The sequence below is a fragment of the Streptomyces sp. NPDC044921 genome (genome assembly GCF_056432865.1).
Genome location: NZ_JBWKIF010000017.1, coordinates 64,723 through 88,168, shown reverse-complemented (window position 1 = coordinate 88,168; position 23,446 = coordinate 64,723). Strand labels below are relative to the sequence as shown.

Below are 23,446 nucleotides of genomic sequence, written 5' to 3'. Positions count from 1 at the left end.
CGTGTACGGGCCTCGCGGGACTAGCCGAGCGCCTTGCCCGGCAGTTCGACCTTCGCGCCGAGCTCGACGAGCTTCTCCATGAAGTTCTCGTAGCCGCGGTTGATCAGGCCGATGCCGTGGACCCGGGACGTGCCCTGGGCCGCCAGGGCCGCGATGAGGTACGAGAAGCCGCCGCGCAGGTCGGGGATGACCAGGTCGGCGCCCTGGAGCCTGGTGGGGCCGGAGACGACCGCCGAGTGCAGGAAGTTGCGCTGGCCGAAGCGGCAGTCGGAGCCGCCCAGGCACTCGCGGTAGAGCTGGATGTGCGCGCCCATCTGGTTCAGCGCGGACGTGAAGCCCAGGCGGGACTCGTAGACCGTCTCGTGGATGATCGACAGACCCGTGGCCTGCGTCAGGGCGACCACCAGGGGCTGCTGCCAGTCGGTCTGGAAGCCCGGGTGGACGTCCGTCTCCAGCGCGATGGACTTCAGCTGCCCGCCGGGGTGCCAGAAGCGGATGCCCTCGTCGTCGATCTCGAAGGCACCGCCCACCTTCCGGTAGGTGTTCAGGAACGTCATCATCGACCGCTGCTGCGCGCCGCGGACGTAGATGTTGCCCTCGGTCGCCAGCGCCGCCGACGCCCAGGACGCGGCCTCCAGCCGGTCCGGCAGGGCGCGGTGGTTGTAGCCGCCGAGCTGGTCCACACCGGTGATGCGGATGGTCCGGTCGGTGTCCATCGCGATGATCGCGCCCATCTTCTGCAGCACGCAGATGAGGTCCTCGATCTCCGGCTCGACGGCCGCGTTGGACAACTCCGTGACGCCCTCGGCGAGGACGGCCGTCAGCAGCACCTGCTCGGTCGCGCCGACGGACGGGTACGGGAGCCGGATCTTCGTGCCGCGCAGCCGCCGGGGCGCCTCCAGGTACTGGCCGTCCGCCCGCTTCTCGATCTTCGCGCCGAACTGCCGCAGCACCTCGAAGTGGAAGTCGATCGGCCGGCCGCCGATGTCGCAGCCGCCCAGGCCGGGGATGAAGGCGTGGCCGAGGCGGTGCAGCAGCGGGCCGCAGAACAGGATCGGGATTCGGCTGGAACCGGCGTGGGCATCGATGTCAGCGACGTTCGCGCTCTCCACGCGCGTCGGGTCCATCACCAGTTCGCCGGGGGCGTCACCCGGACGGACCGTCACACCGTGCAGCTGCAGCAGACCCCGTACGACTCGCACGTCGCGGATGTCCGGAACATTGCGCAGCCGGCTCGGAGCGCTGCCGAGCAGCGCCGCCACCATGGCCTTCGGTACGAGGTTCTTCGCACCGCGGACACGGATCTCGCCCTCCAGCGGGGTTCCGCCGTGGACAAGCAGGACATCGTCGTTGACGGTCATGAATCTCGCGTTCCGTGGAGTCGGGCAGGGGCCAGGAGGGAAAGGGTAATCGCCCTCCACCCCCCTTCTGTAAGCCTGAGTCGGACCCAGCCACGTCATAGCTCTGTCACAACACGAACCGTTCCGTGCCGGGCACGTGGGGTCACGATCACCTTCGTGCGCTCGGGGCGCACCGGTGCGCCCTGAGCTGCGCGCACTCCGGACGCCCGCATCGCTCCCCACGGAGAGGGAAGATGCGGGATCATGTCTGGCATGACCGAGGTGTCCTCGCTCACAGGGCGGTTGCTCGTGGCCACACCCGCCCTGGCGGACCCGAACTTCGACCGCGCGGTGGTGCTGCTCCTCGACCACGACGAGGAGGGCTCCCTCGGTGTCGTCCTCAACCGCCCCACCCCGGTGGACGTGGGCGACATCCTGGAGGGCTGGGGGGATCTCGCCGTCGAGCCCGGCGTGGTCTTCCAGGGCGGCCCGGTGTCGCTGGACTCGGCCCTCGGGGTCGCCGTCGTCCCCGGCGGCGCGGCCGGGGAGGCCGCCCCGCTGGGCTGGCGCCGGGTGCACGGCGCCATCGGCCTGGTGGACCTGGAGGCCCCGCCGGAGCTGCTGGCCTCGGCCCTCGGCTCGCTGCGGATCTTCGCGGGGTACGCCGGCTGGGGCCCGGGCCAGCTGGAGGACGAGCTGGCCGACGGCGCCTGGTACGTCGTCGAGTCCGAGCCCGGCGACGTGTCCTCACCGTCCCCGGAGCGGCTGTGGCGCGAGGTGCTGCGCCGCCAGCGCAACGAGCTGGCGATGGTGGCGACGTACCCCGACGACCCTTCGCTCAACTGATGCGTGTGAGCTTCAGTACCCTTGGGCCTATGAGCACTCTCGAGCCCGAGCGCGGGACTGGTACGGGGACCCTCGTAGAGCCGACGCCGCAGACCTCCCACGGTGACGGTGACCACGAGCGCTTCGCCCATTACGTCCAGAAGGACAAGATCATGGCGAGCGCCCTCGACGGCACCCCCGTCGTGGCGCTGTGCGGCAAGGTCTGGGTTCCGGGCCGCGACCCGAAGAAGTACCCCGTGTGTCCCATGTGCAAGGAGATCTACGAGTCCATGGGCTCCGGCGGCGACGACAAGGGCAGCGGCAAGGGCGACAAGTAGGCCGCGCAGGCCCGGTCCGCGCGGCGTAAAGCCTCCAGGGTGCGTTTTGTGCGCCCTGGAGGCTTTTGTGCTGTCCGGGCGTTGCACGGGGTGCGTCCGCCGGTCACAGAGTGGTTGAGACCTCTTGTCGGCGTGTTCATGCAGTCCTTAGCCTCCGAGGTGTTGTGCACAGCGAAACCTTCATTGCGCATGTTGCAACACCCTCTCGGAGGAGCACTCCATGAAGCTGTCCGTCCGTCTCGTCGGCCTCAGCGCGCTCGCCGCCCTCCTGGCCACCGCCTGCGCCCCCCAGACCTCCGGCAACACCTCCTCCGACAAGGACGAGAAGACCGGCACGCTGCGCGTGTGGCTCTTCCAGGAGGTCGGCAACACCCCCAAGGAGAAGGTCGTCGACGCGGTCGTCGCCGACTTCGAGAAGGCCCACGAGGGCACCGAGGTCAGCGTCGAGTACATCCCCATCGACACCCGCGCCCAGCGCGTCAAGGCCGCCTTCAACGACCCCGCCTCCGCCCCGGACGTCATGGAGTACGGCAACACCGACACGGCCGGATACGTGAAGGACGGCGGACTCCTCGACGTCACGGAGGAGTTCGGCGACTGGACCGAGGCGAAGGACACCGACCCGACCGCGCGGCAGTCGGTCACCGTGGACGGCAAGGTCTACGGCGCGCCCTTCTACGTGGGCGTGCGCGCCCTGTACTACCGCACGGACGTGTTCGAGGAGCTCGGCCTGTCCGTCCCGAGGACGATGGCCGAACTCGCCTCCACCGCCCGAGAGATACGCAAGGCCAAGCCGGAGCTGTACGGCCTGGTCGTCGGCGGCGCCTACACCTACGGGGCGATGCCGTTCGTGTGGGCCAACGGCGGTGAGATCGCACGCGAGGAGGGCGGCACGTACGCGTCCGGCATCGACAGCCCCGAGGCCCGCAAGGGCATCAAGGCGTACACCTCCCTCTTCGGCGACGACAACTGCCCGGCCGCCAAGTGCGCGGGCATGGGCGGCAACGACACGATCTCCGCGTTCGCCGCGGGCAAGGCCGGCATGGCGATCGGCGGCGACTTCAGCCACACCGCCGTCGAGGCCGGCAAGGTCAAGGGCAAGTACGCCGTCGTCCCGCTGCCGGGGGTGAAGCCCGGCTCGATCGCTCCCGCCTTCGCCGGCGGCAACAACATCGGCGTCCTGAAGAGCACCTCGCACCGCACGCTCGCCGTGCAGCTGATGCAGCGGCTCGCGTCGAAGAGGACCCAGGCCGAACTCTTCGACGCGATGGGCTTCCTGCCGACCTTCACGGACGTCCGCCAACAGGTCGCCCGCGAGGAACCCTTCGTGAAGCCCTTCGTCGAGACCCTCTCGGCCGGCACCAAGTTCGTCCCCGCGTCCCCCGCCTGGGCCCAGATCGACTCCCAGCTCGTCCTGCCGACCATGTTCCAGGAGATCATCAGCGGCCGGAAGGACGTGGCCCGGGCCTCCGGGGACGCCGCGAAGAAGATGGACGCGGCGTTCGGCTCCGCGGGATGAGCGGGATGAGCGGGATGAACGACCGGTGGGAGCGGGCGGCGGCCGACCCGGCCGGTGCGGCCGCCGCGGACCCGGCGGGACAGGACGCGACGACGACCGGGACGGCCGGGCCGGCCGCGCACGGGGCCGCCGTGGGCGGGGGCGAGCGGGCCGGGGCCGGGCCGGTGGGAGACGTCCCGGTCAGTGACGAGGAAGGTGACCGCCCGGGAGCCGGCCCGGGCGGCTCCGAGCCCGGCTCGCTCGCCCGCCGCCCCACGGCGCCGATCGCCGCGCCGGTCGGACCACCTTCGGGCCGCTCCCCCGATCCGGTAGTGGCTGGAGCCACCGGGCCCGATCCCGCCGTGAGCGGGCCCGCCGCGACCCGGGCCGCCGAGCCTGACCCCGTCGCGGTGGTGTCCGCCGGGCCGGTTTCCCGTGTGGATGGGTCCGACGGGCCCAATACCGGCGTGGGCGGGTCCGCCGAGTCCGACCCCACCGCGGTGGCGTCGGCCGACGTGGGCGGGTCCGCTGAGGCTGACCCCGCCGCGGTAGCGTCCGCCCGGCTGGATTGTGCCGTGGGTGGATCCGGCGGGCCCGGTCCCGTGGCGATGGTGTCCGCCGGGCCGGTTTCCCCTGTGGGTGGGTCCGGCCGACCCGAACCCGTCGTAGGCGGGTTCGCCGAGGTCGGATCCGGCCTGGGCGGGTTCGCCGAGGTCGGATCCGGCCTGGGTGGGTCCGCCGAGGTCGGATCCGGCGTGGGCGGGTCCGCCAAGGGCGAGTTCGCCGTGGCCGGGGTGGTCGGCGAGGTTCGTGGTGCGGCGGGGCGGTCGGCGGAGGGAGGGGGGCGTCGGCGTACGGGCGGTTCCTCGCCGCTCGTGTCGGGCGGGTGGACACCCTGGCTCTACCTCGCACCCGCGCTCGTCGTGCTCGGCGGGCTGCTCGTCTACCCGATCTACCAGCTCGGGCTGATCTCCCTCTTCCAGTACACGCAGGCGCAGGTCAGCGGCGGGGAGCCGGCCACCTTCGAGGGGTTCGGGAACTACGCCGCACTGTTCGGGGACCCGCAGTTCTGGCAGGTGCTGCTCGCCACCGTGCTGTTCGCCGCTGCCTGCGTCGTCTCCACACTCGTGGCCGGATGCGCCCTGGCCGTGCTGCTGACCCGCGTGCGCGCCGTACCGCGCCTGGCGCTGATGCTCGCCGCGCTCGGCGCGTGGGCGACCCCGGCCGTGACCGGCTCGACGGTGTGGCTGTTCCTCTTCGACCCGGACTTCGGCCCGGTCAACCGGATGCTCGGCCTCGGTGACCACTCGTGGACGTACGGCCGGATCAGCGCCTTCTTCCTCGTCCTGCTCGAAGTGGTGTGGTGCTCCTTCCCGTTCGTGATGGTGACCGTCTACGCCGGCATCCGCGCCGTACCCGCCGAAGTGCTGGAGGCCGCCTCCCTCGACGGCGCCTCGCAGTGGCGGATCTGGCGCTCCGTCCTCGCCCCGATGCTCCGGCCGATCCTGGTCGTCGTCACGATCCAGTCGGTCATCTGGGACTTCAAGGTCTTCACACAGATCTACGTCATGACGAACGGCGGCGGCATCGCCGGCCAGAACCTGGTCCTCAACGTCTACGCCTACCAGCAGGCCTTCGCGTCCTCGCAGTACGGCCTCGGCTCCGCGATCGGCGTCGTGATGCTGCTGATCCTGCTCGCCGTCACCCTCGTGTACCTGCGGCTGCTGCGCCGGCAGGGGGAGGAACTGTGAATCTTCTTCGCGCCCGCGTGCGCCGCCCGGGCCGGCTGGCCGCCGAGGCCTCGGCGCTGCTGATCGCCCTCGTCGTCGCCTTCCCCCTCTACTGGATGGTGCTCGGCGCCTTCAAACCGGCCGGGGAGATCGAGTCCAGCGAGCCCAGGCCGTGGACGCTCGCGCCCTCCCTGGAATCCTTCCGGCGCGTCTTCGGGCAACAGGAATTCGGCCGCTACTTCCTCAACAGCCTCGTCGTCGCGGGCAGTGTCGTGATCGCCTCCGCGCTGATCGCGTTTCTCGCCGCGACCGCCGTGACACGATTCCGTTTCCGCCTGCGGACCACCTTGCTGATCATGTTTCTGGTGGCCCAGATGGTGCCCGTGGAAGCCCTCACGATCCCCCTGTTCTTCCTCATGCGGGACGCCGGTCAGCTGAACACGCTGGGTGCGCTGATCCTGCCTCACATCGCCTTCTCGCTGCCCTTCGCGATCTGGATGCTGCGGGGGTTCGTGAAAGCCGTTCCGGAGGCGCTGGAGGAGGCCGCCTACATCGACGGGGCGAGCCGGGCGCGATTCCTCTGGCAGATCCTTTTCCCCCTGGTCCTGCCGGGTCTCGTGGCCACCAGCGTGTTCTCCTTCATCTCCGCCTGGAACGACTTCCTGTTCGCCAAGTCGTTCATCATCAGCGACACTTCCCAGTCGACGCTGCCGATGGCACTGCTGGTCTTCTACAAGCCCGACGACCCCGACTGGGGCGGGGTCATGGCCGCTTCCACGGTGATGACGATTCCGGTGCTGGTCTTCTTCGTACTCGTACAGCGGCGCCTGGTCTCCGGACTGGGCGGAGCGGTGAAGGACTGACGTGACTCCTTTCGGCGTAACTCCGTCCGGCGCGACCCCTGTCGCGGACCTGATTCCGGCGCCCCTGCGCATCGGCACCGCCGACGGACCGGGGTTCGTCCTCGACGCGGACACCGGCGTCGAGGCGGGCCCCGGCGCCGGGCAGGTCGCGCGGTGGCTGCGGGCGACCGTGGGCGCGGCGACCGGCCTGCCGCTGGACCCGCACACCGGCGACACCGGCGGGGCGGGCCGTCTCCGCCTGCGCGTCCGGCCCGGCCTCGGCGGGCCCGAGGCGTACCGCCTCGCGGTCGGCGCCGACCGGGTCCTCATCGAAGGCGGGAGCGCCGCGGGCCTGTTCTGGGGCGCGCAGACCTTCCGGCAGCTCCTCGGCCCCGAGGCCTTCCGCCGGGCCCCGGTGTCCGGGAAACGGGCCTGGGACGTGCCCGCCGTCACCGTCGAGGACGCTCCCCGATTCCGCTGGCGCGGCCTGATGCTCGACGTCGCCCGGCACTTCACGCCCAAGGAAGGCGTCCTGCGCTACCTCGATCTGATGGCGGCGCACAAACTCAACGTGTTCCACTTCCATCTGACGGACGACCAGGGCTGGCGCATCGAGATCCGGCGGCACCCGCGGCTGACGGAGATCGGCTCCTGGCGGGCCCGGACCAAAACCGGCCACCGGGCCTCCCCTTTGTGGGAGGAGAAGCCGCACGGCGGCTACTACACCCAGGACGACATCCGGGAGATCGTCGCCTACGCCGCCGAGCGGCATATCACCGTCGTCCCCGAAATCGACGTACCCGGGCACTCGCAGGCCGCCATCGCCGCGTACCCGGAACTGGGCAACACCGACGTCATCGACACCTCCGCGCTCTCCGTCTGGGACACCTGGGGAATCAACCCGAACGTACTCGCCCCCACTGACACCACCCTGCGCTTCTACGAGGGCGTCTTCGAGGAGGTACTGGACCTGTTCCCCTCGGAGTTCGTCCACATCGGCGGCGACGAGTGCCCCAAGGAGCAGTGGCGGCGGTCCGCGGCCGCCCAGGCGCGCATCCGGGAACTCGGGCTCGCGGACGAGGACGAGCTCCAGTCCTGGTTCGTCCGGCACTTCGACATCTGGCTCGCCGCGCGCGGGCGCCGGCTGATCGGCTGGGACGAGATCCTGGAGGGCGGCCTGGCCGAGGGCGCGGCCGTGTCCTCCTGGCGCGGCTACGCCGGAGGCATCGCCGCCGCCCGGGCCGGCCACGACGTCGTCATGTGCCCCGAGCAGCAGGTGTATCTGGACCACCGTCAGGCGCCCGGCCCCGACGAGCCGGTACCGATCGGGTGGGTGCGCACCCTGGAGGACGTCTACCGGTTCGAGCCCGTTCCCCCGGAGCTGACGCCGGAGGAGGCCCGGCACGTGCTGGGCACCCAGGCCAACCTGTGGACCGAGGTGATGGAGGACCAGGCGCGCGTGGACTACCAGGCGTTCCCCCGGCTGGCCGCCTTCGCCGAGGTCGCCTGGAGCGCCCTGCCCGCCCCCGCGGAACGGGACTTCGACGGGTTCGAGCGCCGGATGGCCGCCCACTACCGACGGCTCGACGCCCTCGGCGTCGCTTACCGGCCACCCGCCGGCCCGCTGCCGTGGCAGCGGCGGCCCGGGGTGCTCGGCCGCCCGATCGACGGTCCGCCGCCCCGCCGGTGACACCGGCCGCCGCTACCGAACAGCTCGAACAGGCCACGGAAAAAGCGTACAAGGGTCACCCAAAGTGCCAATCGGCACGCATTGGTGAACCTGTGCGAAAACGGACCATCTCCCCGGTGAGGTGGGCGAATGCCTCCTAGCGGACCCGTGTCTTCGGCTCTCGCCAAGATGTGCCAGAGTTGCCACGTCCGCCCTGTCAGCACGTACCGTACGGCAGCACAGGTGGGACCAGGTGGGGCAGCGGGAAGGGGCAGCCGGTTTGACCACGCACGCACCGCAGGCGGCGCAGGCCGTCACGCTGCCCACGACGCTGGACGAGGCCGTCGCGGCACTCACCGCCGTGCCCGCCGCCGTGCCCGTCGCGGGCGGCACCGACCTGATGGCCGCCGTCAACTCCGGGCAGCTCAGGCCCGCCGCGCTCGTGGGCCTCGGCCGGATCAGCGAGATCCGCGGCTGGCAGTACCAGGACGGCCACGCGCTGCTGGGCGCCGGGCTCACGCACGCGCGCATGGGCCGCCCCGACTTCGCGGCCCTCATCCCGGCGCTCGCCGCCGCCGCGCGCGCCGCTGGCCCGCCGCACATCCGCAACGCGGGCACTCTGGGCGGCAACATCGCCTCGGCCGCCCCCACCGGCGACGCGCTGCCGGTGCTGGCCGCCCTGGAGGCGACCCTGATCATCGCGGGCCCGGCCGGAGCCCGCCGGGAGATCCCGGTGTCGCACCTGCTCGCCGGGATGGACATGCTGCGCGCCGGCGAACTCATCGGCTACGTGCGCGTGCCCCTGCTGCACGCCCCGCAGGTCTTCCTGAAGGCCACCGGCCGCACCGGCCCGGGCAGGGCGGTCGCCTCCGTGGCGCTGGTCCTGGACCCCGCGCGCCGGGGCGTGCGCTGCGCGGTGGGCGCCATAGCGCCGATGCCGCTGCGCCCCCTGGAGGCCGAGCAGTGGGTCGGCCGGCTCATCGACTGGGACAACAGCCGCACACTCGTCCCCGAAGCCCTCAACGCCTTCGGGGAGTACGTCGCCGCGGCCTGCATCCCCGACGCGGCCCCGGGCGAGGACGGCACCGTCCCACAGCTCCCGCCCGCCGTACTGCACCTGCGGCGCACCGTCGCCGCGCTGGCCCGACGAGCACTGGGGAGGGCGCTGTCGTGACCGACGACCAGCACGGAGAGGGCATGCCCCGGGGCGGGAGCCGCTGGGACCCGCTGCCCCAGGGCGAGTACGACGACGGCGCCACCGCCTTCGTCGAACTGCCCGAGGGGGGCGTCGACGCCCTGCTGGCCGCCGACAGCCCGCTCGCCGCGCCGGGCCACGGCTACGTACCGCCGCAGATAACGGTCGCCCCCGCCACGACCGCGGGCACCGACCCGGCGGCCACGGGCACCTGGCCGGTGCCCGGCGCGCCCGTCGACGGCGCCCAGTGGCACGACCCGCACGCGGCGCACCAGCAGGGCCACGACGCCGGCGAGCAGCCGTACGGCGGCTCAGAGGCGCCCTACGGCACGCCGCCGTACGGTTCCGGCACGGCGCCGGGCGGGCACGGCGCGGACGACCGCTTCACGTACGACCCGGGCGTCACCGGGCAGTGGCACTTCGAGGAGTCCGCACCGGCGCAGCCCGCGCCCGGCCATGACGTGACCGGGCAGTGGTCCATCCCCGTCGCCGGGGGAGACCTGCCGGACGAGTCGGGCGAGTTCACGACGTCGTCGCTGGTCGAGCAGTGGGGCGGCACCCCGCCGGCCACGCTCCCGGGCGGCGCGCCCGCCCCGTGGGCGACCCAGGCGACCGGCCGGCCGTGGGGGCAGCAGCCCGGGCAGGACACGGCGGAACAGGACCGCACCGGGGCGTACCCGCAGGGGGCCGAGCCGGAGCAGGGGTACGAGCAGGGCCCTGGACAGCAGCAGGGCCCTGGACACCAGCAGGATGCCGGACACCACCACGGGCCCGGGCAGGACCAGGGACACCCGGCCGACCCGTCGCACGGCCACGACCCGGGGCACCGGCACGGGGCCGGGCAGAGCCATGGGCACGGGACCGAGCAGGGCCATGGACACGGCACCGAGCACACGCAGGGGCTCGGGACCGAGCAGGACCACCGGCAGGACTTGGGCCAAAGCCAGGGCCAGGGGCATGGGTCCGGGCAGGGACACGGTCTCCCGCCCGGGCAGGGCCACGGGTCCGGCCGGCCGGAGGACACGGGATCCGCCTCCGGATACGCGACGGACGGGGGCACGCGGGGCGTCCGCGCCCAGGAGCACGCTCCTGCCGGGCCCCTGCCGCAGGAGACCGGCCCGGGGCACGCGACCCACCTGCCGCACGGGACGGGCCCGGACGAGCACGCGGCACCCGGTCAGCCGTCGGCGCCCGGTCACGCCGGCGAGCCGTCGGCGCCCGGCCACGGGCCGGAGCGGTCCGGTTTCGCGGCCCCCGGGCCGCAGTCCCCGGGCCACGCCGACGCCGCCGCGGAGCTGGAGCATCAGGGTGCCGCCGAGGGATCGGGCCGGGCGGACACCGCCGGGCAGGGTCCGGAGCGGTCCGGATTCGCCGACCACGCGCCGGAGGCCCCGGACTTCGCCGGTCACCCGCAGGACCCCTCGGGCCATGCCGGTCACCCGCAGGACCCCTCGGTCCTCGCCCACCACGTGCAGGACCCCTCGGGTTACGCCGACCACGGGCGAGTGCCCTCGGGCCGTGGCGACCAGGAGGCGTCGTCGTCGGGTTCCCCCGGCCACGCGTCGGAGGGGGCCCACGAGTCCGGTCAGGGACCGGAGCAGGCGGGCGTGCCCGGCCACGAACCGGGCCACGCAGACGCACCCGCTCGCCGGACCGAGCGGGCTGACGTACCCGGACACGCGCCGGGCCATCCGGATGGGACCGGCGTGCCCGGTCACGCCCCGGACCCGTCCGGCCCCGCCGCTCACGCGCCCGGCCGCCCGGACCCCGAGCAGCCCTCCACCGACCCCGAGTCCGCCCAGCCCTACGCCGAGCACCCCGGGGACGCCCCCGAGGGGGCCGGTGCCGTGCCCGAAGGGGACGTGGCGGCCGACAGCAGCGACCAGGCCCCCCAGGAGGCCGCGCAGCGCGCCACCGGCACCGGTGAGCCGCGCGCGGACGCCGAGGGAGCGGAAGGCGCCCCGGGGGACGTTGAAGGCGGGGGCGGCGCCGACGGGCCCGCCGAGGCCGCGGCCGGGCCGCTCCCCGGCCTGGCGGACACGCAGGCCGGACCCGGGGCCGCCGGCGAACCGTCCGCCCACGGCGGGACGCAGGACGAAGCAGCGTCCGGCCGTGCGACTGCCGGACACGCGACCGCCGAGGACGCGACTCCCGGGGACGCCGTCGACAGCCCGGATGACGCCCCCGCCGCGGCCGGCGGTCCGGACGACCCTGCCGCCGCGCCCGCCGCACCGCGGGAGGAACACCCCCTCGCCTCCTACGTCCTGCGCGTCAACGGCGCCGAGCGCCCGGTGACCGACGCGTGGATCGGGGAGTCCCTGCTGTACGTGCTGCGCGAGCGGCTCGGACTCGCCGGCGCCAAGGACGGCTGCTCGCAGGGCGAGTGCGGGGCGTGCAACGTCCAGGTCGACGGACGGCTCGTCGCGTCCTGCCTGGTCCCGGCCGTGACCGCCGCCGGCAGCGAGGTCCGCACCGTCGAGGGCCTGGCCGAGGACGGCCACCCGTCCGACGTGCAGCGGGCGCTCGCGCGCTGCGGCGCCGTGCAGTGCGGCTTCTGCATCCCCGGTATGGCGATGACCGTCCACGACCTGCTGGAGGGCAACCCGGCCCCCACCGAGCTGGAGACCCGCCAGGCCCTGTGCGGCAACCTGTGCCGCTGCTCCGGCTACCGGGGCGTGGTGGACGCCGTCAAGGAGGTCGTCGCCGAGCGCGAGGCGCACGCCGCCCCGGGCGAGGGCGACGGCGAGGAGCCCCGGATCCCGCACCAGGCGGGCCCGGGCGCGGGTGGCGTGAACGCGTCGGCCTTCGGAGCGCCCCCGGAACCGCACGGGCCCGAACCGCACTCCCCGGAACCGCATGACCAGCCCTACGGCCAGGACGGAGGCCAGGCGTGAGCAACGAAGCAGCCACCGCGCAGGCCGCGGAGGCCGCCCCCGCACCCGACCCCCTGCCGCACGGCCTCGGCGCCTCCCTCCCGGCCGCCGACGCCCGCGCCAAGACGGAGGGCACCTTCCCGTACGCCGCCGACCTGTGGGCCGAGGGCCTGCTGTGGGCGGCCGTGCTGCGCTCCCCGCACCCGCGCGCGCGCATCGTCTCCATCGACACCACCCACGCGCGCGAGATGCCCGGCGTCCGTGCCGTCGTCACGCACGAGGACGTCCCCGGCAGTCCGTTGCACGGCCGCGGCAAGGCCGACCGTCCCGTCTTCGCCTCCGAGGTCGTGCGCCACCACGGCGAGCCCATCGCCGCCGTGGCCGCCGACCACCCGGACACCGCGCGCATGGCGGCGGCCGCCGTCATCGTCGAGTACGAGGTGCTCGACCCGGTGACCGACCCGGAGCAGGCCTTCGAGGCCGAGCCGCTGCACCCCGACGGCAACCTGATCCGGCACATCCCGCTGCACCACGGCGACCCGCAGGCGTCCGGCGAGATCGTCGTCGAGGGGCTGTACCGCATCGGCCGCCAGGACCCCGCGCCCATCGGCGCCGAGGCCGGCCTGGCCGTCCCGCGCCCGGACGGCGGCGTGGAGCTGTACCTCGCCTCCACCGATCCGCACGCCGACCGGGACGCGGCCGCCGCCGCGTTCGGCCTGGAACCCGAGCGGGTCAAGATCGTCGTCACCGGTGTGCCCGGCGCCACCGCCGACCGCGAGGACCAGGGCTTCCAGCTGCCGCTCGGGCTGCTGGCCCTGCGCACCGGCTGCCCGGTGAAGCTCACCGCCACGCGCGAGGAGTCCTTCCTCGGCCACGCCCACCGGCACCCCACCCTCCTGCGCTACCGGCACCACGCCGACGGCGAGGGCAGAGTCGTCAAGGTCGAGGCGCAGATCCTGCTCGACGCGGGCGCCTACGCCGACACCTCCGGCGACGCCCTGGCCGCCGCCGTCGCCTTCGCCTGCGGCCCGTACGTCGTTCCGAACGCCTTCATCGAGGGCTGGGCCGTGCGCACCAACAACCCCCCGTCCGGACACGTGCGCGGCGAGGGCGCCATGCAGGTCTGCGCCGCCTATGAGGCGCAGATGGACAAGATCGCCAAGAAGCTCGGCCTCGACCCGGCGGAGGTGCGCCTGCGCAACGCCATGGCCACCGGCGACGTCCTGCCGACCGGCCAGACCGTGACCTGCCCGGCCCCGGTCGCCGAACTCCTCCAGGCCGTCCGGGACTTCCCGCTGCCGCCGCTGCCCAAGGACACCCCCGAGGACGAGTGGCTGCTGCCCGGCGGCCCCGAGGGCGCCGGTGAACCGGGAGCGGTGCGCCGCGGCGTGGGCTACGGCGTGGGCATGGTGCACATGCTCGGCGCGGAGGGCGCGGACGAGGTCTCCACGGCGACCGTGAAGGTCCACGACGGGGTCGCGACGGTGCTGTGCGCGGCCGTCGAGACCGGCCAGGGCTTCACCACCCTGGCCCGGCAGATCGTCCAGGAGACCCTCGGCATCGACGAGGTGCACGTGGCCCCGGTCGACACCGACCAGCCGCCCGCGGGCGCGGGCTGCCGCGGCCGGCACACCTGGGTGTCGGGCGGCGCGGTGGAACGCGCGGCCAAGATGGTCCGCACCCAGCTCCTCCAGCCGCTCGCGCACAAGTTCGGCATGTCGACGGAGCTGCTCCAGATCACCGACGGCAAGATCACGTCGTACGACGGGGTCCTCTCCACGACCGTCACCGAGGCGCTGGACGGCAAGGAACTGTGGGCCACCGCCCAGTGCCGCCCCCACCCCACCGAGCCGCTGAACGAGGCCGGTCAGGGCGACGCCTTCGTCGGCATGGCCTTCTGCGCGATCCGCGCGGTGGTGGACGTCGACATCGAGATCGGTTCCGTCCGGGTCGTGGAACTGGCCGTCGCCCAGGACGTGGGCCGGGTGCTCAACCCCGCCCAGCTGGCCGCCCGGATCGAGGCGGGCGTGACGCAGGGCGTGGGCATCGCGCTCACGGAGAACCTGCGCACGCCCCGCGGCCTCATCCGCCACCCCGACCTGACCGGCTACGCCCTGCCGACCGCACTCGACGCGCCCGACATCCGCATCGTGCGGCTGGTCGAGGAGCGGGACGTGGTCGCGCCCTTCGGGGCCAAGGCGGTCAGCGCGGTGCCGGTGGTGGCCTCCCCGGCGGCCGTCGCGTCCGCCGTACGGGCCGCGACGGGCCGCCCCGTGAACCGGCTGCCGATCCGCCCGCAGGCCGCGGTGGTCACGGAGCGGGCCTGATGCCGTTCCCGGCGGGGGTCGTCCTGATCACCGGCGTGATGGCGGCCGGCAAGTCCACGGTGGCACAGGCGCTGGCCGAGACGCTGCCGAGGGCCGCGCACGTACGCGGCGACGTGTTCCGGCGCATGATCGTGTCCGGCCGGGAGGAGTACGTCCCCGGCGCGGACGGCGAGGCACGGGCGCAACTGCTCCTGCGCTACCGGCTCTCGGCCGCGACGGCGGACGCGTACGCGGAGGCCGGTTTCACGGCGGTCGTCCAGGACGTGGTGCTCGGCGAGGACCTCACGACCTACACCGGCCTGGTGCGCGCCCGCCCGCTGTACGTGGTCGTCCTCGCGCCGCGCCCCGGGGCGGTGGCCGCGCGGGAGGCGGAGCGGGCGAAGACGGGGTACGGCGCCGGCTGGACGGTCGGGGCGCTGGACGAGGTGCTGCGCACCCGCACCCCGCGGACCGGACTGTGGCTGGACACCTCGGAGCTGACGGTGGGGCAGACGGTCGAGGCGATTCGGGCGGGAAGGGAACGCGCGAGGGTCCTCTGAGCGTCATCAGGGACGGACGCGTCGTGCTCGCCGGGCACGCGTCGCTGTTCCGGGGCGTTGTCAGTGGTGGGGCGTAGTGTTCCGGTCAGTGGGGGACGGCTGCCGGGCCTGGCCGGGCGTTCCGCCGTGCCCCGCCGGGGGACGGGAGCAAGCGCATGCGGGGGAGCCCATGAGTACGATCGACGCCGCTGCCGCGGTGATCACCCTGTCCGAGTCCGAGCTGGACCCGTGGGTGACGCACGCGTCGACGCGGCACTGGCTGACGGGACCGGGCCTGCCGGCCGGCAGCGGGGTGCTGACCTTCGACGACATGCGCCGCGACGGCCTGCGCACGGTGGCGGGCTCCACGGCCGGCCCGGACGGCCTGCTCGCGGCCGAGCTGCGCGAACAGCTGGTGATAGGCGGACTCCTGGGCCCCGCGGGCCTGGAGACCGAAGCGGTCCTGCTGGACGGCGCGACGGGCGAGGTCTCGACGGCGTTCCTCCTGCGCGAGCGCCCCGGCCCGACGGACCGCCGCCCCCTGGCGCCCTCGCTGCGGACCCTGGTCCGCTTCGCGGAGGCCACGGACGAACTGGCGGGCCTGCGCGGTCAGTTCGCCTCCTACGCGGGCCGCTTCGGCCCCCAGGCCGTGGCGGAGGCCTCCCAGCACCTGCTGTCCGTCTTCCGGGACGGTACGGACGGCGAACCGGCCCCGTTCTGGAAGATGGCGGCCCTGATCCGCCCCCTGTCCCTGGTCGCGGGCCGCTCCGGCGCCTCCGGCCTCTCCCTGGACCTCCCGCACCGCCTGCTGGACCAGGAGTTCGGCCCCGGCAAGGTGGCGCGCTTCGAGGACGTCGACTTCCCCGCGACGCTCACGCACGAGCCGACCCGCCGCTTCCTGCGCGAGGTGGGCCTGCCCGAGGACGCCCACGTCTTCTCCCTGGACACGGACGTCCCGCTGGCGACCCTGGCCGAGTTCCACGCCGACGCGGACACCCCGGCGCGCCTGCCCGCCGGCGCCGACCGGCTCATACGCCTCGGCCACCTGGTCGAGGACCACAGCCTGGTCGTCGACGGCACCACGGGCGCGGTCCTGGACTGGAGCGAGGCCGAGGCGGCGCTCCACCCGCTCAACACGGACGTCTCGACGCTCGCCTTCACGCTCTGGCTCCTGCACCGCGAGCGGGCGATCGACGCCGCGTCGGACCACGAGCTGACGGCCGGCACGCACGACCAGCTGGCCATGACGATGCTCCAGGTCCTGTCCACCGTCGACCCCACGGGCAGCACGGCGCCGGCCTCGTCCCGGCACTACTGGACGACCACGTTCCAGGACGAGGCGGGCGGGGTGCTCTGACGGGCCCGCCGTCCGGCGGACCCGTCAGGCGCCGCGGCGGCGCACGACGAGGACCAGGCCGCCGCCGATCACCGCGGCGGCCGTCGCGGCACCGGCGAGCAGCGGCGTGCCGTCGGAGCCGGTGGCGGCGAGGCTGCCACCGGTGGTGCCGCCGGCCGTGGTGCCGCCGGACCCACCGGTGGTGCCGGCCGGGGCCGTGGCCGAGGGGGAGGCCGTGGCGCCGCTGCCGCCGGCGGCCTGGCCCTCCGGCTCGTTGCCGTTGCCGCCGTTGCCGCCACCGTCGGCGCCGTCGGACGGGCTCGGTCCGGGCTCGTAGTCGCTCGGCAGGTCGATGCGGATCAGGGCGGTGTTGTTGGCACGGTCGCCGTCGTAGGCGGGGGTGGTGCCGTAGACGGAGGACGCGGTGACCTTGCCCTCGGTGTCCTGTGCGGACTCCTCGACCCGCAGCAGGAAGGTGTAGGCGAGCAACTGGCCGACGTCCAGGGTGCCGTCGGCGGGCCAGCAGACGTACTTCGGCCTGCCCGGGGTGCCCTGCGGCGCGCTCGGCCCGTCGATCCCGAACGGCGCGCAGTCCTTGGGCACCTCGACGGCGGTGGTGCCCGGCGGTATCTGCACCAGCAGGGCCGGCAGGTCGTCGCTGTCCTGGTTCTGCACCCAGCCCGGGCCGTCGTTGCGCAGGGTCGCCGTGACGGACTGCCGCTCGCCGGCCAGGGCTTCGGTGTCGTCGCCGACCGCGACGAGGTCGGCGGTGTTGTCCGCGGTCAGGGTCATCCGCCGGTGGCTGTCGTCATACCCCTCACCCGGCGCGTCCCCGCTCGCGCTCGTGCCGTACTCGACGGCCTCCATCAGGGCCTTGCCGAGCGCCTTGAACCGGACGGGCGCCGTGACGGAGGCGCCCGGTTCGACGACCGCGTCGAGCTCGCACAGGGCCTGCCTGACCTGGTCCCGCACGGTCGAGTAGGTGCAGCCCGTCACCTGCTCGGGGAAGTCCAGCCCGCGCGTCAGACGCACCCGGAAGGTGACGCCGTCCACGGCCGCCGTGCCCTTGTTGGTGACCGTGACGGACTCGTCGTAGACCTCACCCGGTTCCAGGGACGCGGCCGGAAGCGCCGACACGACCAGGTTCGGCTCGCCCTCCTCGGCATGTGCCACGGGCGCGGCGACAGCGGGTCCGGCGACGGCGATCACGGCAGCGGCCAGGACGGCTGCCGGGGGGCGCAGGTGCACGGTGGTTCTCCTTGTCGGGACGGATCGTCGCACCGAACGGCACGACGACCGGAGCATCGGCTACCGGTCATGTCCTGGACACCCGAACGGCGCTCGGGGTTGTGCGGCCGGCAACCGGTTCGGTCACGTTCCGAGTGGTGTCGGGCCGGTCGTGCGCCTCCCGGGCCGCGCGGCGGGCCCCGACGACCCAACGGCTTGCCCCTGTTGCGCTCTGAACGCGCCCTTCCCCCGTTCTGCGCCCGGGCGGATGCTCGGGCCATGGGGGACACAGGCGAACCGGGCATCATCCCGCTGCACCACCCCGACGGACACCGGCAGCGGCCACCGGGCGCGCCGCGGCCGTGGGAGAAGACCGACCGTGCCCAGGCGGCACTGGAAGGCGCCACCGGCCCGGAGCCGCCCGCCCCACCGCTCTGCCCCAACTGCGGGCTCCTGGGCGACCGGTGCGTCACCTACTACGGCCGGCACGTCCTGCTCGAACCGGACCTGCCGGTACCGGCGCACATGGTGCCCGCCTGGCACCGCTGGTACGTCGACGCCAACGGCACGGCCTGGAACAGCCGCGACGACGAGCCGGCGCCGGGAGCGGTGTGCCGCGTACCGCACCGCATCACCTGCCCCTGCCTGCGGCTCGAGGAGGCCGGTCTGTGGCGGTGGCTGGACGCGGTGCGCCTGGAGAACGCAGGCCGGGCCCGGCGACGGGCCGCCGGCGGAACGCCCCCGGCCCCCCTCCCGAACGCCGGCTGACGCCGCCGGACCGTCTTCCGCTCGTCCGCGGAGCGCCGAGCGCCTTGCGTGCAGAGGCCGTGGCGGGCTTCGAACCCGCGTGACTCCCCGCGAGCGGAGCTCGCTGATGGATGCGGCGCAGGCGAGCGCCTGAACCACTCGGGCACACGGCCTTGTCCGGGCTCGACTCGAACTCGGTGCGGTGACCGTACGGTTCCGCCGGACTGGGACTCAAGGGCATCCGGCGGGGTGCAATGCGACTGCCATACGCCGTTCATGAAAGGCGGTGGTCGAAGGCGGCGGCGTACGACCAAGGTCTCAGTCCGGGACCGTCCCGCGACAGGGGTCAAGGGAGCGCGTGGACCTTACGCTGGCCGACATGCCTGACTCCAAGCCGCGTGACGCCGATCTCGTGAGTGCCGCCCTCCCGTCCCCTCTCGCCGAGGAGGACGAGGGTGTGCTGGGACCGGGGTACCGGGCGTTGAGCGTCGGGATCGTCTCCGTCGTGCTGCTCATCGCCTTCGAGGCGACCGCCGTCGGTACGGCGATGCCCGTCGCCGCGCGGGAGCTGGACGGGATCCCGCTGTACGCCTTCGCCTTCTCCGGGTACTTCACGACGAGCCTGTTCGGGATGGTGTTCGCCGGGCAGTGGTCGGACCGCAACGGGCCCCTCGGGCCGTTGACGGCGGGCATCGCCTCCTTCGGCGCCGGGCTGCTGCTGTCGGGGACCGCCGGGGCGATGTGGGTGTTCATCCTGGGGCGGGCCGTGCAGGGGCTCGGCGGCGGGATGGTGATCGTCGCGCTGTACGTGGTGGTCGGGCGGGCCTATCCGGAACGGCTGCGGCCGGGGATCATGGCCGCCTTCGCGGCGGCATGGATCGTGCCGTCGATCGTGGGCCCGCTCGCCGCCGGCACGGTGACCGAGCGGCTCGGGTGGCGCTGGGTGTTCGTGGGCATACCGGTCCTCGTCCTGCTCCCGCTCGCCTTCGCCCTGCCGCAGATACGCCGGCGCGCGTCCGGACCCGTGGCCGAGCCGGGTGGCGGGGACGACCCGGGTGTCCCGGGTGTCCCGGATGCCCCGGATGCCCCGGGGACCCCGGGTGGCCAGGGCCGCCAGGGTGGCCAGGGCCGCCGGGGCCGCGGGAGTGGCCAGGGTGAGCGCGGTGAGGCCGTCGTGGGAGACGCAGCCGGTGTCCCCGGCGAGGCCGGCGGCCCGAAGGCGTCCTTCGACCGCCGTCGCATCCGGCTCGCCCTGGCCATTTCCCTCGGTGCCGGGCTTCTCCAGTACGCCGCGCAGGACCCGCGCCCCCGCTCGCTCCTGCCCGGCGCGCTCGGCGTGGCCCTGCTCGTGCCCGCCGTGCTCGGACTGCTGCCGCGCGGCACCTACCGGGCCGCCCGCGGGCTGCCGTCCGTCGTACTGCTGCGCGGTGTGGCCGCGGGGTCGTTCATCGCCGCGGAGTCGTTCGTGCCGCTGATGCTGGTCACCCAGCGCGGGCTCAGCCCGACCCTGGCCGGCTTCTCGCTCGCCGCGGGCGGCGGGACGTGGGCGCTGGGGTCCTGGGTGCAGTCGCGACCGCGGCTCGAACCGTACCGGGAGCGGTTGACGACCGTCGGCATGCTCCTGGTCGCCGCTGCCATCGCCACGGCGCCGAGCGTGCTGGTCGGCTCCGTGCCCGTGTGGACCGTGGCCGCCGCCTGGGGTGTCGGCTGCTTCGGCATGGGGCTGGTCATCTCCTCCACGAGCGTGCTCCTGCTCAAGCTCTCCGCCCCGGAGGAGGCGGGCAGCAACTCCGCGGCCCTGCAGATCTCCGACGGCCTGTCCAACGTCGTCCTCCTGTCCGCCGGCGGCGCCGCCTTCGCGGCCCTGGGCGGCGGCACGGTCTCCCACGCCGGCACCCACGCCTCCGGCTCCCACCCGGCCGCCTTCGCCGCGGTGTTCCTGCCGATGGCGGCGGTGGCCCTGGTGGGAGCCTGGGTCTCCACCCGGCTGCGGGAACGACGGCCCCGGCCGTAGCTCCACCGGCCGTGGCCACGGTGGGTCCGGCTGTGGCCCCACCGACCGCGACCCGGTCGGGCCACCACCGGCCTGCCCGTGCCCCCACCGGCCCTGCCCCCGCCCGCCCTGTTCACCGTAGAACCGGTCGTCGTGCCCTGTTTCCGGCCGTAGCCTCTGCTCGTGTCCGATCTCCTCCTGTCCCTCGACCCGGCCCTCCGGCAGTCCCTCGACGACCTCGCGGACGCGCGGGGCCGCACGCCGGAAGAGGTGGTGCTGGAAGCCCTGCGCGGATATCTGCGCCGGGAGGGCGAGCGGGTGCTCGCCGTCGCGGAAGGGCTCGCGCGGGACCACGCCGACCTGCTGAGGAGGCTCGGCGAATGACTCGGCCGACCCGTTACCTGACCGTCGACGAGGTCACCGCCGTCGCCGAGGCCGCTTTCGGCGGGCGGCCGCCCGAGGCGCGTGCCCCGGGGCTGCTCGCCTCAGCCGTGCACCGCCCGCGGGCCCGGATGTTCGGTACGGCCGCCTACGAGGACCTGTACGAGCGGGCCGCCGCCCTGCTGCACGCCATCGCCGCCAACCACCCCCTGGTGGACGGCAACAAGCGCACCGCCTGGCTGGCCACCGCCACCTTCTTCGCCCTCAACGGCGTCGACCCGGCCGGGGCGGACCAGGACGTGGCGTAGACGCTGGTCGTCGACGTGGCGTCCGGGGCGGAGGCTGAGGTCCGCGGGATCGCGGGGCGGTTGAGGGAGCTGTGACGTCGGTCCCACCGGCACGGGACCCGGCCCGGTCCGCGCGTTGAGGGGCCGGGCGCGCCGGTAGGGTGGCCCGGTTGTCATACGTAGCCGAGCCGTCAGGCTCCTCGCACGAGCCGCCCGACCCCCAACGGAGACCGTGACTACCACCGCCGGCACCAGCACCGCTTCGCACCACCTCTCCCCGGCGTTCCCCGGGCGTGCCCCCTGGGGCACCGCCAGCAAGCTCCGCGCCTGGCAGCAGGGCGCGATGGAGAAGTACATCCAGGAGCAGCCGCGGGACTTCCTGGCGGTCGCCACGCCCGGCGCCGGCAAGACGACCTTCGCGCTGACGCTGGCGTCCTGGCTGCTGCACCACCACGTCGTGCAGCAGGTGACCGTCGTGGCCCCGACCGAGCACCTGAAGAAGCAGTGGGCCGAGGCCGCCGCGCGGATAGGGATCAAGCTCGACCCGGAGTACAGCGCGGGGCCGCTCGGCCGGGAGTACCACGGGGTCGCCGTGACGTACGCCGGCGTCGGCGTGCGGCCCATGCTGCACCGCAACCGCGTGGAGCAGCGCAAGACCCTCGTCATCCTCGACGAGATCCACCACGCAGGTGACAGCAAGTCGTGGGGCGAGGCCTGCCTGGAGGCGTTCGAGCCGGCGACGCGGCGGCTGGCGCTGACCGGCACGCCGTTCCGGTCCGACACCAACCCCATCCCCTTCGTGACCTACGAGGAGGGCGACGACGGGATCCGGCGGTCGGCGGCCGACTACACCTACGGCTACGGCAACGCCCTCGCCGACAACGTCGTCCGGCCGGTCATCTTCCTCTCCTACAGCGGCAACATGCGCTGGCGCACCAAGGCCGGTGACGAGGTCGCGGCCCGGCTCGGCGAGCCCATGACGAAGGACGCCATCAGCCAGGCCTGGCGGACCGCGCTCGACCCGCGCGGCGAGTGGATGCCGGCCGTGCTGCGCGCCGCCGACCAGCGGCTGACCGAGGTCAGGAAGGCCATCCCGGACGCCGGTGCCCTCGTCATCGCCTCCGACCAGGACTCGGCCCGCGCCTACGCCAAGCTGATCCGGGAGATCACCGGCAGCAAGGCGACCCTCGTGCTGTCCGACGACTCCGGCGCCTCCGAGCGGATCGACGAGTTCAGCAACAACACCGACCGGTGGATGGTCGCGGTGCGGATGGTGTCCGAGGGCGTCGACGTGCCCCGGCTGGCGGTCGGGGTGTACGCCACCACCATCTCGACGCCGTTGTTCTTCGCACAGGCCGTCGGCCGTTTCGTACGGTCCCGCAGGCGCGGCGAGACCGCCTCCGTGTTCCTGCCGACCGTGCCCGACCTGCTCTCCTTCGCCAACGAGATGGAGCGCGAGCGCGACCACGTCCTCGACAAGCCCAAGAAGGAGGGCGAGGAGGACCCCTACGCCGAGTCCGAGAAGGAGATGGACGAGGCCAACCGGGAGCAGGACGAGGACACCGGCGAGCAGGACATGCTGCCCTTCGAGGCGCTGGAGTCCGACGCCGTCTTCGACCGGGTCATGTACAACGGCGCCGAGTTCGGCATGCAGGCCCACCCGGGGAGTGAGGAGGAGCAGGACTACCTCGGCATCCCGGGACTGCTGGAGCCCGACCAGGTGCAGCTGCTGCTGCAGAAGCGGCAGGCCCGGCAGATCGCGCACAGCCGCAAGAAGCCGGACGAGGAGGCCGACCTGCTCGAACTGCCCGCCGAGCGGCGGCCGGTGGTCTCCCACAAGGAGATGATGGAGCTGCGGCGGCAGCTCAACACGATGGTCGGCGCGTACGTGCACCAGAGCGGCAAGCCGCACGGCGTGATCCACACCGAGCTGCGGCGCGTGTGCGGCGGGCCTCCGGCGGCCGAGGCGACGGCGGGGCAGCTGCGGCAGCGGATCGCCAAGGTCCAGGAGTGGGCCACCCGCATGAAGTGACGGGACCGGGGGGCTCCACAACCTGGGGGGCGCGCATACCGCCCCAAACAGAGCACTGCGCCCGGACCCGTGCCCGGATTCTGGACGGAGCCTTCCGCTCAGCGAACCCCCTTCGCTACTGTCCCGCTACGCACACGCCCCGTGGCAGCGCCGCCGCGGAGCGCAGCCGTGAAGCGACGCGGCCCGGACAGGCCGGGCCGCCGGCCGATCGGCGGCCTCTCGAGCGCGTCGCCGACGGGACTCGGTGACGCATCCGCCGACCAGGGGGCCGCCGACCTCACCACTAAG

17 protein-coding genes, 1 tRNA gene and 1 pseudogene are annotated in these 23,446 nt (G+C 73.7%); 16 read left to right on the top strand and 3 right to left on the bottom strand.

The window, feature by feature from the left end:
- Positions 1-20: 20 nt before the first annotated feature.
- On the bottom strand, positions 21-1,361 hold the full coding sequence (gene murA / locus AC07DA_RS25430; protein WP_479130507.1) for a UDP-N-acetylglucosamine 1-carboxyvinyltransferase: 1,341 nt from the start codon (positions 1,359-1,361) through the stop codon (positions 21-23).
- A gap of 252 nt (positions 1,362-1,613) precedes the next feature.
- Here murA and AC07DA_RS25425 point away from each other — a divergent pair, with 252 nt between their 5' ends.
- The 11 genes from AC07DA_RS25425 (at position 1,614) to AC07DA_RS25375 (ending at position 16,512) form a co-directional block, all read left to right on the top strand.
- Positions 1,614-2,186 (top strand): YqgE/AlgH family protein, encoded by a 573-nt coding sequence (locus AC07DA_RS25425; RefSeq protein ID WP_479130505.1) that lies wholly within the window; start codon positions 1,614-1,616, stop codon positions 2,184-2,186.
- 29 nt (positions 2,187-2,215) lie between these two features.
- Positions 2,216-2,503, top strand: a complete 288-nt coding sequence (locus tag AC07DA_RS25420) for a DUF3039 domain-containing protein (RefSeq protein WP_479130504.1) — start codon at positions 2,216-2,218, stop codon at positions 2,501-2,503.
- Between the two features lie 220 nt (positions 2,504-2,723).
- Positions 2,724-4,022 (top strand): extracellular solute-binding protein, encoded by a 1,299-nt coding sequence (locus AC07DA_RS25415; protein WP_479130503.1) that lies wholly within the window; start codon positions 2,724-2,726, stop codon positions 4,020-4,022.
- A gap of 773 nt (positions 4,023-4,795) precedes the next feature.
- Positions 4,796-5,752: a carbohydrate ABC transporter permease gene (locus AC07DA_RS25410; protein ID WP_479130566.1), complete on the top strand. Its 957-nt coding sequence runs from the start codon at positions 4,796-4,798 to the stop codon at positions 5,750-5,752.
- Positions 5,749-6,594: a carbohydrate ABC transporter permease gene (locus AC07DA_RS25405; RefSeq protein ID WP_479130502.1), complete on the top strand. Its 846-nt coding sequence runs from the start codon at positions 5,749-5,751 to the stop codon at positions 6,592-6,594. Before AC07DA_RS25410 ends, AC07DA_RS25405 begins: the two co-directional genes overlap by 4 nt.
- Position 6,595: 1 nt before the next feature.
- Positions 6,596-8,263: a beta-N-acetylhexosaminidase gene (locus AC07DA_RS25400; protein WP_479130501.1), complete on the top strand. Its 1,668-nt coding sequence runs from the start codon at positions 6,596-6,598 to the stop codon at positions 8,261-8,263.
- A 259-nt stretch (positions 8,264-8,522) separates the two neighbouring features.
- Positions 8,523-9,416, top strand: coding sequence for an FAD binding domain-containing protein (locus AC07DA_RS25395; protein WP_479130500.1), 894 nt, complete (start codon positions 8,523-8,525; stop codon positions 9,414-9,416).
- Complete coding sequence (locus AC07DA_RS25390) at positions 9,413-12,331, top strand: 2Fe-2S iron-sulfur cluster-binding protein (protein ID WP_479130499.1); 2,919 nt, start codon at positions 9,413-9,415, stop codon at positions 12,329-12,331. Before AC07DA_RS25395 ends, AC07DA_RS25390 begins: the two co-directional genes overlap by 4 nt.
- Positions 12,328-14,637 carry a xanthine dehydrogenase family protein molybdopterin-binding subunit gene (locus AC07DA_RS25385; RefSeq protein WP_479130498.1) on the top strand — a complete coding sequence of 770 codons (2,310 nt, stop codon included), beginning with the start codon at positions 12,328-12,330 and terminating at the stop codon, positions 14,635-14,637. The genes AC07DA_RS25390 and AC07DA_RS25385 overlap by 4 nt, the downstream gene beginning before the upstream one ends.
- The gene (locus AC07DA_RS25380) at positions 14,637-15,176 is read left to right on the top strand and encodes an AAA family ATPase (RefSeq protein ID WP_479130497.1); all 540 of its coding nucleotides are present in this window, start codon (positions 14,637-14,639) and stop codon (positions 15,174-15,176) included. The genes AC07DA_RS25385 and AC07DA_RS25380 overlap by 1 nt, the downstream gene beginning before the upstream one ends.
- A 169-nt stretch (positions 15,177-15,345) precedes the next feature.
- Entirely contained in the window at positions 15,346-16,512 is a 1,167-nt protein-coding gene (locus AC07DA_RS25375) for an SUKH-4 family immunity protein (protein WP_479130496.1), read from the top strand.
- Positions 16,513-16,536: 24 nt separating this feature from the next.
- Here the strand turns inward: AC07DA_RS25375 and AC07DA_RS25370 are convergent, their stop codons facing one another.
- Positions 16,537-17,739, bottom strand: coding sequence for a COG1361 family protein (locus AC07DA_RS25370; protein ID WP_479130495.1), 1,203 nt, complete (start codon positions 17,737-17,739; stop codon positions 16,537-16,539).
- A 258-nt stretch (positions 17,740-17,997) separates the two neighbouring features.
- Between AC07DA_RS25370 and AC07DA_RS25365 the strand changes: the two genes are divergently transcribed.
- Positions 17,998-18,486 (top strand): DUF6083 domain-containing protein, encoded by a 489-nt coding sequence (locus AC07DA_RS25365; RefSeq protein WP_479130494.1) that lies wholly within the window; start codon positions 17,998-18,000, stop codon positions 18,484-18,486.
- 54 nt (positions 18,487-18,540) lie between these two features.
- Here AC07DA_RS25365 and AC07DA_RS25360 read toward each other — a convergent pair.
- Positions 18,541-18,638 (bottom strand) — tRNA-OTHER (locus AC07DA_RS25360).
- A 206-nt stretch (positions 18,639-18,844) separates the two neighbouring features.
- On the opposite strand from AC07DA_RS25360, the gene AC07DA_RS25355 reads away from it, so the two are divergent.
- The 4 genes and pseudogenes from AC07DA_RS25355 to AC07DA_RS25340 all read left to right on the top strand — a co-directional run bounded on the left by AC07DA_RS25355 (position 18,845) and on the right by AC07DA_RS25340 (position 23,158).
- A complete protein-coding gene (locus AC07DA_RS25355) occupies positions 18,845-20,479 on the top strand; it encodes an MFS transporter (protein WP_479130493.1) in 1,635 nt (544 codons plus the stop codon).
- 162 nt (positions 20,480-20,641) lie between these two features.
- Positions 20,642-20,842 (top strand): CopG family ribbon-helix-helix protein, encoded by a 201-nt coding sequence (locus tag AC07DA_RS25350; protein WP_479130492.1) that lies wholly within the window; start codon positions 20,642-20,644, stop codon positions 20,840-20,842.
- A pseudogene (locus tag AC07DA_RS25345) lies at positions 20,839-21,222 on the top strand (type II toxin-antitoxin system death-on-curing family toxin). The gene AC07DA_RS25350 and the pseudogene AC07DA_RS25345 overlap by 4 nt, the downstream one beginning before the upstream one ends.
- A gap of 136 nt (positions 21,223-21,358) precedes the next feature.
- Positions 21,359-23,158: a DEAD/DEAH box helicase gene (locus tag AC07DA_RS25340; RefSeq protein ID WP_479130491.1), complete on the top strand. Its 1,800-nt coding sequence runs from the start codon at positions 21,359-21,361 to the stop codon at positions 23,156-23,158.
- Positions 23,159-23,446: the final 288 nt, after the last annotated feature.

Bases quoted from the DNA above. Each gene is read 5' to 3' on its own strand.
- AC07DA_RS25365 (WP_479130494.1), top strand. From the start codon at position 17,998: ATGGGGGACACAGGCGAACCGGGCATCATCCCGCTGCACCACCCCGAC.
- AC07DA_RS25425 (WP_479130505.1), top strand. From the start codon at position 1,614: ATGACCGAGGTGTCCTCGCTCACAGGGCGGTTGCTCGTGGCCACACCC.
- AC07DA_RS25415 (WP_479130503.1), top strand. From the start codon at position 2,724: ATGAAGCTGTCCGTCCGTCTCGTCGGCCTCAGCGCGCTCGCCGCCCTC.
- AC07DA_RS25420 (WP_479130504.1), top strand. From the start codon at position 2,216: ATGAGCACTCTCGAGCCCGAGCGCGGGACTGGTACGGGGACCCTCGTA.
- AC07DA_RS25355 (WP_479130493.1), top strand. From the start codon at position 18,845: ATGCCTGACTCCAAGCCGCGTGACGCCGATCTCGTGAGTGCCGCCCTC.
- AC07DA_RS25380 (WP_479130497.1), top strand. From the start codon at position 14,637: ATGCCGTTCCCGGCGGGGGTCGTCCTGATCACCGGCGTGATGGCGGCC.
- AC07DA_RS25375 (WP_479130496.1), top strand. From the start codon at position 15,346: ATGAGTACGATCGACGCCGCTGCCGCGGTGATCACCCTGTCCGAGTCC.
- murA (WP_479130507.1), bottom strand. From the start codon at position 1,361: ATGACCGTCAACGACGATGTCCTGCTTGTCCACGGCGGAACCCCGCTG.